The 12,453-nt window shown below is 67.1% G+C and carries 10 protein-coding genes; 5 read left to right on the top strand and 5 right to left on the bottom strand.

The genetic code is table 11. The features are described 5' to 3' along the window. The first annotated feature begins 192 nt into the window (after positions 1–192). Positions 193–2,718: a sulfite reductase flavoprotein subunit alpha gene (locus WKB25_RS03585; protein WP_340568768.1), complete on the top strand. Its 2,526-nt coding sequence runs from the start codon at positions 193–195 to the stop codon at positions 2,716–2,718. A gap of 41 nt (positions 2,719–2,759) precedes the next feature. Here the strand turns inward: WKB25_RS03585 and WKB25_RS03580 are convergent, their stop codons facing one another. Further along, entirely contained in the window at positions 2,760–5,297 is a 2,538-nt protein-coding gene (locus WKB25_RS03580; protein ID WP_340568766.1) for a methyl-accepting chemotaxis protein, read from the bottom strand. Positions 5,298–5,505: 208 nt separating this feature from the next. Here WKB25_RS03580 and WKB25_RS03575 point away from each other — a divergent pair, with 208 nt between their 5' ends. Then, on the top strand, positions 5,506–6,339 hold the full coding sequence (locus WKB25_RS03575) for an arylamine N-acetyltransferase (RefSeq protein WP_340568765.1): 834 nt from the start codon (positions 5,506–5,508) through the stop codon (positions 6,337–6,339). A 31-nt stretch (positions 6,340–6,370) separates the two neighbouring features. On the opposite strand, the gene WKB25_RS03570 is transcribed toward WKB25_RS03575, so the two are convergent. Further along, a complete protein-coding gene (locus tag WKB25_RS03570; protein WP_340568764.1) occupies positions 6,371–6,742 on the bottom strand; it encodes a VOC family protein in 372 nt (123 codons plus the stop codon). 110 nt (positions 6,743–6,852) lie between these two features. Between WKB25_RS03570 and WKB25_RS03565 the strand changes: the two genes are divergently transcribed. Then, a complete protein-coding gene (locus WKB25_RS03565; RefSeq protein ID WP_340568763.1) occupies positions 6,853–7,569 on the top strand; it encodes a transporter substrate-binding domain-containing protein in 717 nt (238 codons plus the stop codon). 36 nt (positions 7,570–7,605) lie between these two features. Here WKB25_RS03565 and WKB25_RS03560 read toward each other — a convergent pair whose 3' ends face one another. From WKB25_RS03560 to WKB25_RS03550, 3 genes are all read right to left on the bottom strand, one after another. Next, complete coding sequence (locus tag WKB25_RS03560) at positions 7,606–8,508, bottom strand: LysR substrate-binding domain-containing protein (RefSeq protein WP_340568762.1); 903 nt, start codon at positions 8,506–8,508, stop codon at positions 7,606–7,608. Between the two features lie 243 nt (positions 8,509–8,751). Continuing rightward, the gene (locus WKB25_RS03555; RefSeq protein ID WP_340568761.1) at positions 8,752–9,306 is read right to left on the bottom strand and encodes a GIY-YIG nuclease family protein; all 555 of its coding nucleotides are present in this window, start codon (positions 9,304–9,306) and stop codon (positions 8,752–8,754) included. 67 nt (positions 9,307–9,373) lie between these two features. Further along, positions 9,374–10,924, bottom strand: a complete 1,551-nt coding sequence (locus WKB25_RS03550) for an alkaline phosphatase (RefSeq protein WP_340568760.1) — start codon at positions 10,922–10,924, stop codon at positions 9,374–9,376. Positions 10,925–11,038: 114 nt separating this feature from the next. Here WKB25_RS03550 and WKB25_RS03545 point away from each other — a divergent pair, with 114 nt between their 5' ends. Together WKB25_RS03545 and WKB25_RS03540 are read left to right on the top strand one after the other, a co-directional pair. Then, complete coding sequence (locus WKB25_RS03545) at positions 11,039–11,836, top strand: serine hydrolase (protein ID WP_340568759.1); 798 nt, start codon at positions 11,039–11,041, stop codon at positions 11,834–11,836. Between the two features lie 68 nt (positions 11,837–11,904). Further along, a complete protein-coding gene (locus WKB25_RS03540) occupies positions 11,905–12,438 on the top strand; it encodes a hypothetical protein (protein ID WP_340568758.1) in 534 nt (177 codons plus the stop codon). Positions 12,439–12,453: the final 15 nt, after the last annotated feature.

Genomic DNA, 12,453 nt, shown 5'->3' with positions numbered 1-12,453 from the left:
CCCCGCCTACCCTCAGGAAACCAGCTTCTGCTGTTGCTTCGGCCGTTGCCGTTGCCTCTGCAGGTGCAGGGCGCAGCCCTGCCGGCAAACTCTCCTTGACCGCAGCGGCCCGCGACCCGGAGAATTACGAGATTAATTCTCATTTGCTGTTGCGCAGGATGCGGGCGGCAGCCTCGACGGCCCTCGATCCCGATGTTCAAGAACGTCCTGTTCCAACTGCACTGGCTGCTGGGCATCAGCGCTGGTGCCATCCTGGCCGTGATGGGCCTCAGTGGTGCAGTCCTGTCGTTCGAGGATGAACTGCTGCGCGCGGCCAATCCCGGCTTCGCCGAGATCGCCGAGCACCATGCCGACAACCAGCAGCCGCTCGCCCTGAGCGAGCTGGTGCCGTTGCTGCAGGCAGGCAGCGAGCGGCCGCTGCAGCGCCTGCGGGTGGATGCCAGCGGCCAGCGCCCATCGGTCGCACGCTTTGCCGGTGGCAAGGACCACTGGGTCTATTTCGATCCCTACAGCGGCGAGCGCTTCAGCGCGCTGCGCGGACAGGCTTTCTTCGATTTCGTCGAGGACCTGCACCGCCATATGGTTGCCGGCGAGCGCGGCTCGTGGATCACCGGCAGCTGCGCGATCGCCCTGCTGTTCTTCACTTTGTCCGGGTTGTACCTGCGCTGGCCGCGTCGCTGGTGGCACTGGCGCAGCTGGCTCGCCGTGGAGTGGGCGCGCAAGGGGCGTGGCTTCCTGTGGAGCCTGCATTCGGTGATTGGCACCTGGGTGCTGCTGATCTACCTGATGAGCGCGCTGACCGGGTTGTGGTGGTCGTTCGACTGGTACCGCAACGGGCTTACCCAGCTGCTGGGTGTCGCGCCCCCCGCCAAGCACAAACTCGCCACCGATCTGTCCCTCGATCTGCACAACGTCGAGGCCACGCTGTATGCGCTGCCCGGTGTGCGCCAGGGCTTCGTCGACCTGCGCCTGCCGGAGGAGCCCGGTCAGGCGCTCAACGTGAGGGTGATGTCGGCTGACCCCGCTCAACGCGGTGGCCATCACGACCGGGCGCATGACCTGCTGCAGCTCGACCCGGCCACCGGCGCCGTTCTCGACGCGCGCCCCTACACGCGCCAGGGGGCCGGCGGCCAGCTCACCACCAGCATGTTCGCCCTGCATTCGGGCAGCTTCTTCGGCATGCCCGGACGCATCGTGGTGATGCTCAGCAGCCTGGGCATGTGCCTGTTCTTCATCACCGGTTGGCTGCTGTACCTGGACCGCCGCCGCGGCCAGCGCGCCGCGCGCGCGCTGCGGCAGACCGTTCCGGCAGCAGCACGCCACGCCGGCGGCACGCCGTGGCTGGTGGTGCATGCCAGCCAGAGCGGCCTGGCCGAACAGTTGGCCTGGCGTGCGGCGGCACAGCTGCAGGCGGCCGGCCACGGGGTGCAGGTACTGCCGCTTGCGCGCGCAACTGCCACGCAGCTGCAGGCCACCACACAAGCGCTGTTCGTGCTCAGCACCTTCGGTGATGGCGAACCACCAGACAACGCAAGGCGCAGCGCGCGCCAACTGCTGGCACAGTTGCCGGACCTTTCCGGGCTGCGCTACGGCATGCTCGCGCTGGGTGACCACCAGTACGCGCAGTTCTGCGGGTTCGGCATGCAGATGGATGACTGGCTGACCCGCGCGGGTGCACAGCCGCTGTTCGCGCGAATCGATGTCGATGCAGCTTCGGTGACGGCACTGCGCCAGTGGCAGCTGCAGCTGACCGCGCTGACCGGCATCGACACCGATGACAGCGTGCTGCCAGCCGCCACGGTGATGCACGACTGGCGCCTGCTCGGCCGCACCCTGCTCAACGCCGGCAGCGTCGGTGGCCAGATCTGGAAGATCCGCCTGGCACCACCGGCCGACGTCGATTGGCGGGCCGGCGACATCCTGCATATCGCGCCACGCCACGACGCGCTGCATGTGCACACGGTGCTGCGGGCGCATGGCCTGGATCCCCTGCAAACGGTACTGATCGACGGTGCTGCGAAAATGCTGTTGGAACCGGCCAGCGAACGGGTGCTACCCGAAGCCGGCAGTGCATTGCGAGTACAGGATGCAGGCCTGTGGTTGTCAGGCCTGCCGTCGCTGCCTGGGCGTGAATACTCCATCGCCTCATGCGCCGCCGATGGCGAGGTGGAGCTGGTGGTGCGGCTGGTCCACGACGCAGCCGGCCGCACCGGCCTGGGCTCGGGCTGGTTGGCGCTGCACGCGCCGTTGGAGGGTGCGGTTGCGGCCCGCGTGCATCGCAACCCTGGCTTCCATCGGCAGCCAGGTGTACCAATGGTGCTGATCGGCAATGGCACCGGCATCGCCGGCCTGCGCAGCCTGCTGCGCGAAGCGGCGCATCACGGTGAGCACGGTCATTGGCTGCTGTTCGGCGAGCGCCAGCGCGCGCACGACTTCCTGTTCGCCGAGGAAATCATCCGATGGCAGGCTGACGCACACCTGCTGCGGTTGGATCAGGCCTATTCGCGTGATGTGGACGATGGCAGCTACGTGCAGCATCGCCTGCGCGCTGCGGTGGATGACCTCCATGCGTGGCTGGCACGCGGTGCAGTGATCCATGTGTGTGGATCGCTGCACGGCATGGCCGAAGGCGTGGACCAGGTGCTGCGCGAGGCACTGGGTGATGAAGCAGTGGAAACGCTGCTTGAGAACGGACGTTACCGGCGCGACGTGTATTGAATCCGCTCGCCGGGCATGGCCCGGCGAAGGCGATCAGGCCATCACGCCGCCGCGCGCGGGCGTCGCTCGGGCAGTAGGCGGAACGCGCCCACCGCTTCGGCAAGTGCCTGCACCTGGGCCTGCATCTGCGCAGTCGATGCGCCGGCTTCTTCCACCAGGCTCGCATTGCGCTGCGTGCTGGCCTCCATCTGCACGATGGTCTGGTTCACCTGGGCGATGCCCGCATGTTGCTCGTGCGAGGCACTGCGGATACCGGCCAGCAGCCCGGCCAACCGCTGCACGCTGCTGACGATCTCGTCCATCGTCGTGCCCGCCTGCTCGGCCTGCGTACTGCCTTGACCGACCCGCGCCACCGAATCCTCGATCAACCCCTTGATCTGCTTGGCCGCATCCGCACTGCGCTGGGCCAGCAGGCGTACTTCGGCCGCCACCACCGCGAAGCTACGGCCCTGCTCGCCTGCACGCGCGGCCTCCACTGCAGCATTGAGGGCCAGAATATTGGTCTGGAACGCGATGCCATCGATCAGCTGGATGATGTCGCCGATGCGCCGCGACGACGCGCTGATGCCCTGCATGGTCGCCACCACCTGGCCGACCGCAGCGCCGCCACGCTCGGCAACCCTGGCGGCGTCGCGTACAAGTCCATCGGCTTGCCCCGCCGCGTCGGCATTGTGGCCGACGGTGTCGGTGAGTTCATGCAGGGATGCCGCGGTTTCTTCCAGGTTGGCCGCTTGCTGCTCGGTGCGCTGTGAAAGATCGTGATGGCCGGCAACGATCTCGCCCACGCCCACATCCAGGCGCACTGTGGCCTGCTGGATACGGGTGACGATGTGGCCCAGCTGCGCAACAGTGGCGTTGGCATCGTCACGCATGCGGGCGAACACGCCCTGCAGGTCGCCCTCCATGCGCACGCTCAGGTCGCCGCGTGCCAGCGCGGCCAGCAGCGCCTGCAGGTCGCCCAGGTTGGTCTCGAAAGTGGACAGCAGGCGATTGATACTGGTCGACAGCGTGCGTACGAACCCCTGCTTGCCCTCCAGCGCGATGCGCCCCTGCAGTTCGCCATGCGCCGCCGCATCGACCAGCGCCGCCACTTCGGTTTCCAGCAGCGTTTCCAGCGCGCGACTGCGCCATTCCACCGCGACGCCAAGAAAGTGGTCGTCCTCGACGATGGCATTGGCGATCAACTGGTAGCGGGTGCCGGCGTGGCCGATCTCACGCTCTTGGCGCTGACGAACGCCGATCAGGCCCGCCAGCGCCGGATGCAGGCGGACCGCGTCGCTGCCAAGCAATGTCTCTGCGGGAAGATCCAGCAGTTGCAGCAGCGCTGGATTGGCGTAGGCCACCTGCCCTTCCGCATCAACCACCATCAAGCCGGTCTGGGCACTGTCCAGCGCCTGCCGCACGCGCGTGTTGCCGCGTGCCACCGCGCGTTCGGTCTCGGTCCGCGCACGCAGGCGTTGTTGCATGTCGACCAGGCGCTGCGCGAGCTGGCCGATCTCATCATTGGCGTTGTGCACGCGCAGCGTGGTGTCGAGCCGATCATCCGCGATATCGCCTGCAAAGCGCAGCGTGTCCTGGATCGGCCGACGCACCGCGCGTACCACCAGCACCAGGCTGGTGATCAGCACACCGGCCACCAGCAGCAGGGTGGCCACGAACAGCACGCTGGCCATCCTTGCGCCCGATCGTTGGCGCAGTTGTGCCTGTTCCAGTGCCGCAACCTGGGCCTGCTGGAAGGCGACCAATGCCGGGCCGACGGCAGCCGCGGTCTCCAGCAGCGACTGCGCCTCCACGTCCAGGCCGACGCGGGCGGCGGTATAGCCCAGCAACGCGGCCTGATAGGCTTCCATGCCGTTGCGCACGTGCTCCTGCACCTCGGCTGGCAAACCGGCCAATGCCAGATCGAAGGGCAGCTTTTCTTCGCTGGCACGATCGGCGTGGGTGGAATCACCATCGAGCAGCAGCAACGCTTCCTGGCGCCGCATCCGCTGCACATGCAGGGACAGCGCTGGCCGCTCCAGCGCATCCACCTGCGCCTGCAGCGCGTCGGCCGCCTGCTGCAGCTGCGCGGCCAGGCCGGCGTCGCCGCGCCCCATCTCATCCACCCGCTCGAACAACGCGGCGATGCCCTGTGAGAATGCGTCGACGGCCTCGGCCATCGCCTGCAGCACCTTGCGCCGGCCCGCGTCCATCGGCATTTCCCGCAACGCCTGCAGGTCCTGCTTCAACATCTGCTGCGTGGCCAGCAACTGGCTGCGGTCCGCATCATCGAAACTGCGCGCATACTGAGTCTGCAGGCGCCGGGCCTCGGCCACCCGGGCCGCCAGCGAAGCAACGCGGTCACTGCCGTGCTGGTAGCTGGCCTGGTCGCGTGCTGCCTGCGTACTCGCGTGGCTGGTCCAGGCATGGACGGCGGCGATGGCCACCAGCCCCAGGCTGCAGACCAGTAGTGTCGCCTTGAGCTTGTCGGCGACGCTGAGCCGATGGGGCTGCAACCAGCGCAGCAGGCCAGGGAAATGGGAACGCAACCCGACAACGCGGCTACGCAGGGACCGAAGGTGGGGAACGACGGCCGACATGACAGACTCCAGGCAGAAGAACGCACCTGTATCGACCGGTTCTGGCGGAACTTTAGCGCTGGATTGAATCCTGCCGCGGACAGTGGCCAGTCGTCGCTGTTGTACCGGCCGCAGGCGACGGGGGGATGACACCGGCGAGGCACGCTTGACCTCAACCCCGGTTGCGGTAGCACAGTTGAGCCCCCCCCCCCCGCGCTTGGTGCCTGCCATGTCCATCGACGTCCCCCGTTACCTGCAGCGCCTGCAGCTGGACGCCCCGCCACCGCTTACCCTGGCCGGGCTGACCCTGCTGCAGCAGCGCCATAACGCCCTGCTGCCATTCGAGACCCTTACCAGCCTGCTGCGCGATGCGGTCGCCATCGACCTGGACAGCGTCCAGCACAAGCTGCTGCACGCGCAGCGCGGCGGCTACTGCTTCGAACTCAATGGCGCGTTCCTGGCCCTGCTGCAGGCCTTGGGTTTCGATGCGCAGCCACTGAGCGCACGTGTGCTGTTGTCAGCCGCCGATGGCGAGCTGACCGCGCGTACGCATCTGCTCCTTCGGGTGCGTCTGCAGGAAGCGGACTGGCTGGTCGATACCGGCTTCGGCAGCCTGACCCCGACCGTGCCACTGCGCCTGCATGAGACCGCAGTGCAGGACACACCGCATGAGCGCTACCGCGTGCGTCGGCTGGACGATGGCGACTTCTTGCTTGCCGCCGAAGGAGGGGATGACTGGCGGGCGCTGTACCGCTTTGACCTGCAGCCACCGGCGCCGATCGATAACGAAGTGGGCAACTGGTACGTGTGTACGCATCCGCAGTCGAGCTTCCCTGGCCAACTGCGTGCATCACTGACCGGACCGGATTGGCGACGCACCATCGGCAGCGGCAACTACACCGAGTACCGCCCGGGCCAGGTACCGGCCAAGCGCCCGCTGCGCGATGTGCAGGACGTGCGCGAGGTGCTGCAGCAGGGCTTCGGCATGCGCCTTCCGGACGATCCGCGATTGGATCCGGCCATTGCCGACTGGCTGCAGCGGTCACGGGCCACGTCCGTGTAGAGCACGCGATGTAAGACTGCTGACCTCAGGGCTATGGTGTGACGAGCGCCTGCAGGGCGATCCGGTTGCCCTCGCTGTCGCGGATCTCGGCCACCCGCCAGTCACCGGCCACGTCCGGGCCAAAGCACAGCACCGCGCCAGCCTGAAGGGCACGCTGCAGGCTGTCATCCAGATCGTCCACGCCCATGTAAATGCGCGGGCCCTGCTGCGACGGCAGGTAGTCCGCGCCGTGCACCAGCGCCATGCTGGCACCCGCGTCCCTATCGTTGAATGGCAGGTACGCCATCCGGCAGTCATGCACGTTGATCGGCACAGCGATGTCCACCTGCAGCCATTGCCGGTAGAACGCCATGGCACGGTCCAGGTCGGCAACGGGAACTTCAACGTGCAGGATGGGATTCATGGTGATCAGGCTGGGCGTGCAGGCGGATGAAACGCAGGATCGCAGCTCTGCACACCACACGCTACGGCCACAGCTGGCATGCTGGACCGCCCGCCGTAACGGAGTCCATCATGTCCCTGGCCGATCACCGTCATGCGTTGGCCCCACTCGGCTACCTGCGCGTTGCCATCAACCTCGGCAACCCGGTGCTGGCCCAGGGCGACGCCAATGCGCCACGCGGGCCATCGGTGGAACTGGGCACCGCGCTGGCGCAGCGGCTGGGTGTGCAGGCCCGCTTCAGTTGCCACGACGCGGCCGCATCGGTGGTGGCAGCGGCGAGCGACGATGCGTGGGATCTGGCCTTCCTGGCGGTGGACCCTGCACGCGCCGACCGCATTGCCTTCAGTGCACCGTATGTGGAGATCGAGGGAACCTACCTGGTGCGCAATGACAGCCCAGCACGGCAGGTTGCAGATCTCGATCGCGACGGGCTGCGCATCGCGGTGGGCCGCGGCGCCGCCTACGATCTGTTCCTCAGCCGCGAGCTGCAGCAGGCAACGATTGAACGTGCCGACACTTCGGCCGGCGCCATCACCCTGTTCGACCAACAGCAGCTGGATGCAGCGGCCGGCGTACGCCAACCCCTGCAGGTCTGGGCACAGGCGCATGCCGGCCATCGCGTGCTGGCCGATCGCTTCACCGTGATCCAGCAGGCGGTCGCAGCGCCCGTTACACGTTCCGCGGCGGCGTTGCAGGCACTGTTCGCCGAAGTGGAAGCGATCAAGGCCGGGCCACTGCTGGGCGAGGCCTTCGCACGTGCCGGGCAGGCGGTCACGCTGGTGCGCTGACGCACACGCCACAGCATCGCGCCTGCGCGACGGGTGCTATCCCGCGTCGGCAGCCTGCATGTGCCGCACGTGCTCGGCGGCCTGCGCGTGCAACCATTCGCGGAAGGCCAGGAAACCACGGTGGCGTACCGAGCGCTGCGGGTACACCAGCCAATGCGGCCATGCGGTTTTCAGGCGCAGGTCCGACAACGCAACCAACTGGCCGGAATCCAGCAGCAGCCGCGCCCGCGTGACCCGCCCAAGCGCAACACCAACGCCGTCCAGTGCAGCGCGATGGTGGGCCTCGGAATCATCCAGCACCGCCACGAACCGCGCGGGTGGGCGCTGCCCGGTCAGCGCGAACCAGGCGCCCCACGCGCCGTCAGGATCTCCCAGCAGCGGCCACTGCGCCAACGGTACGTGGCCGATGCCGCCCATGCGCTCGATCAGTGCGGGGCTGGCCATCGGCAGCAGCCATTCGTCGAACAACGGTTCCACCACCAGCCCCGGCCATTGTCCGCTGCCCAGCCGCAGCGCTGCATCGAACTGCAGTTGCCGGTCGAAGTCGATCAGTCGTTCGCTCGATTGCAGATTGATTTCGATCTGTGGATGCGCCGCCACGAAATTGCCCAGCCGTGGCACCAGCCATGCGCTGGCCATCGACGGCACGGCGCTGAGGGTGAGCACATGCTCGGGTCGCGCAGCGTAGGGCTGGAAGGCTTCGTTGATCGCATCCAGGTGGGGGCCGACCTGATCCAGCAGGCGCTGTCCTTCCAGGGTCAAGGACACACCGCGTGCCTGCCGGATCAGCAGCGGCTGGCCCAGGCGTTCCTCGAGTTGTCGCATCTGATAGCTGAGCGCACTGACCGTCAGGTTCATCGACGCGGCGGCGCGGGACAGGTTGCCCAGGCGTGCGGCAGCGACGAAGCCCTGCAGGGCATGTAGCGGTGGGCGGGACATAAGCCTTGAATTCCTCTCAAGCCGACCTTGCGGAAATGTCGCTTTTTGCGTCCCCATGCTGCCCGTATCGTGCATTCCACTCAAGTGGAGGCACGATCATGAACATCTTCAGCGGTCTGTTGTTCCTGCAGGGTTACGTGACCAACGTTGCCCTCGCCCAGCGCCTGGCCGAACCGGTTCCCGCAGCGCCCGATGCGCGCCGGGCACCGCGGCCAGCCAACGTCCCCGCCACCTCGGGAAGTGTCACCAGCCGCGCTGCAGGTGCTGCGGCAACCACGGCTCCGGATCGATAGCGAGCGCGCGGTACGCATCGATGGCTTCGCGCAGTGCGCCCACACCGATGGCGGTGCGCAGGCTTTCCTCTTCCGGTACCTGCGTTGCGGCCCAGTCATGCAGCCGGTCCAGACGCTGAACCATCGCCACCCGCAGCCACGGCCGCAGCGGGCAGGTGCGATACCCCTGCTGCGCCAGCGCGCACACCGCCTCGGCCAATGCGGCGTTGGCCCCGCGTACCCATTCGGTGCGCCCACCGGCCTTGTCCTGCACCGTCATCGGTGCCGGCGCACGATGCAGCTTGAAGGGCCGGCGCAACTGCAGTTCCAGGTCACGCGCATCCCGCTCTGATTCGGCCTCGACCAGCGACCCCGCTTCCAGATCGAAGAACTCGAACCAGCGCCGATGCAGCGCACTGATCCGGCCCAGCGGATCGCGCGAGAAACCAATCTTCGCGTAGTCCTCCCAGGCACAGGGAAAGACGTAGGCGAACACGCGGCCATCGATGCGGATATCGGAGTCCATCGCTGCACGATGACGATGCCCGCATGTGCGGAACGTGCAGGCGTCGTGCAGGCGGGTGCGCGGTCGGTCAACGTCGCTGCAGCGCTTCCTGTATCGCAGCGGCCACATCGGTGTTGTCGATGTAGCTGCCGTCGTTCAAGCGCACATGCTGGCGATAGCCGTCGTCGACGCCTCGCACGCGTTTGCCCAGCAGTTCGGCGCCGTTGCCCTTGGCCCACAGCGGCACCAGGCCGTTTGCATGATTACCGGTGGGGCGGAAGCTCATGCCCGGCATGCGCCCCCGGCCATGGTTTCGCACCGGCTCGAAGGCCACCTGCTGTGCATCCGGGCCCATCGGCATGCTGTTGTCGTGGTCGGTGGTGACAATCAGCAGGTTGCGCTCCCAGCCACCGTTCTCCTCGATCCACGCCATGACCGCCGACACGGCATCGTTGAACTCGACGGTCTCTTCGATCAGACGGCCAAACTGCGGCTGCCCGGTGCAGGCGCCGTAGTGCCATTCACTGCCGCAGGCGCTGGTGTGCGCTGCCCAGTCGGTGGCGCCGCCTTCAACCATCAAGAACAGGCCCCTGGTTGAGCGTTGCTGCAGGAACTGCAGCGCGCCACGGGTCATCGTCGCCAGGTCCGGCACGCTGTCGATCTTCTTCACTCCCGATGGTGTGCTCGCGTCTTCGCCCAGTACCTGCAGCTGCCGCGCCTGTTGCAGGGTGTTGGCCACGCGCGGGACACCGATCAGCGGCCGGTCGGAGGGCACCAGGCCCTGCGTCAGTGCAACGAACTCGGCCTTGCTGCGGATCAACCGCCACGGGCCCGATGGATTTCCGGCAATGGCCGTGCCCGCCTCAAGCTGCTGCCAATTCTGCTGCGACACCCACTCCCAGGGGTTCCCGCAGCCCTCGGCCACCGGGCTCTGTGGCCTGTCGACGCAGGCTTGTCCATTGACGCTGTAGCCGGGGCCGCCGGTCCCCATCACCAGATCCATGTGGCCCTGGGCCAGCATCTGGTGGGCGATCTGGTGATAGCTGTTGCGTGATTCGGCCTGCGCAGCGAAGGCAGCCGGCGTGGCATGCGCGAATGGCACCGAGGTCACCACGCCGGTGGCCATGCCCAGGCGTTTGGCACGCAACGTGTTGAACTCCACCGGTACACCGTCGTTGTCGACGTTGATGGCGTTGTTGTAGGTCTTCACCCCCGAGGACAGCGCCGTGCCGGCCGCCGCGCTGTCGGTGGCCACCGCAGCCAGATACTGATACCCAGCGAAGGGCAGATCCGCCGCAGGCACGGGCGTGGCGTCCCACGCTTTCTGCGCGTCATAGCCGAGGGTCTGCGCTGCATCGTGCGTCGGCTGGCTGCTGGCGTTGAGCGGGAACGTTGTCACCGCCAACCGCTGCGGGAAGTCGGCATAGGGGGCGCCCTCGCGGCTGCCATATTGCCAATAGGCCGCGGCATCCCAGGTGCCCCAGCCGGCGCCATCGTTGATCATCACGATGACGTTGTGCGGCCGTCCCTGCGCCGGTTCCGGCTTTTCGATGCGCACATCGTGGTGGCAACCGGTGATGGCAACCAGCGCTGTCAGGATGGCCGGCCGCCACCAGCCCCCGAGGTTCGTTTTTTTCATCAGCAGTCCCAGCAGAAAGCGAAGTGATCCAGCCTCATTTGCGACGTTATATCATTTCAATATTTCAGAAGCAGTCATCCACCGCGGGCGCGGGCGCCGTTACGCTGTCGCCGTATGCCCTCCATGACGACTTCCCGCCCCCCTGCGTCATCGATCACGATCGATGCCCTCTCCCTCGACATCCTCCAGCAGCAGCACGCGGAGCTGCGACGACCGCCGGCCTCGCTGACCAAGCTGATGACTGCCTACACCGCGTACGACCTGCTCGCGCAGTCGGGCGGTTCGTGGTCGGACACCATCACCATCGATCCGCGCGATGTGCACGAGGTGGCCGACGATGAAACGCGGATGGGCCTGGTGCCCGGCGAACGCATCGCCCTCGACAAACTGCTGGAGGGCCTGATGGTGGTCTCGGGCAACGACGCAGCGCTCGCTCTGGCCCGTCACCTGGCCGGATCGCAGGCAGCGTTCGCGCAGCACATGAACCACCACGCGCAGGCGCTGGGCCTGCACGATACGCACTTCATCTCCGCGTCCGGCATCACCACCCCGGGCCATTTCTCGACCGCACGCGACATGGCGATGCTGGCCGCGCACCTGCTCGCCCGCTACCCCGACCTGCTGGCGATCACCGCACAGCGCAGCTCCGCGCACCGCACCCTGCAGAAGGCAAACCAGAACGCCCTGCTCGGCGAGAACGGCGTGGACGGCTTGAAGACCGGTTACACCCAGGCTGCGGGTTTCTGCCTGGCGGCCACCGCCCGTCGCAGGTGCGCTGGCCACGCCCTGCCACTGCGCCTGATCAACGTGGTGCTGGGGGCTGATTCCCGTGCGTCGCGCGATGAACAGGTGCGGACGCAGCTTGATGCGGGCTTTGCCATTGCCGCAGTGGCCGAGGCCCAGCGTGCGTGACGGGCAGACCGGGCAGACACCACGGGCAATGCGCTCTATAGTCCAGCGCCCGAAGGAGTACCCCATCGATGGATCGACGTCTCTTGTGCTGGATGCTTGCGCTGTTCTGCACGTTCGCCGCTGCACTCACCCATGCCGGCGAACTCAGCCCTGCCGAGACCGACGCGCGGCAGAAGGACGTGCGGTCGCTGCTGTCCACGTTCGCCGGCGGCGATACCGATGCCATGATCGCGCGCACGCATCCCAGCGTGAAGCGGCTTGCCGGCGGCGATGCGGCCTATGCGAAGGCCGCGCGCGAAACGATGAAGTCGCTCGACGACATGGGCGTGAAGGTCATCAGCGATGATGTCGGTGAACCGACCCGCACCTATGCTGCCGGCGACGAAGAAGTCTGCTTCGTGCCGCGGACCACGGTGTTCACCGTCGACGCGCAGACCGTGAGAAGCCTCGCCTTCATGGTCGCCATCCGGCGCGTCGGTGAAACGCAGTGGCGCTACATCGATGGTGCCGCGATGCAGGCGATGCCGGAGCTGCTGCGACAGCTGTTGCCGGACCTGCAGCCTGACGTGCCACTGCCTCGGGTCAGCGTCGAGCCACTGTAGGCCGCTTCGCCCATG

The organism is Stenotrophomonas sp. G106K1, from assembly GCF_037969685.1.
GTDB lineage: Bacteria > Pseudomonadota > Gammaproteobacteria > Xanthomonadales > Xanthomonadaceae > Stenotrophomonas > Stenotrophomonas lactitubi.
Note: the sequence above shows the minus strand (reverse complement) of the source record. Positions and strands in the feature narration are given on the sequence as shown.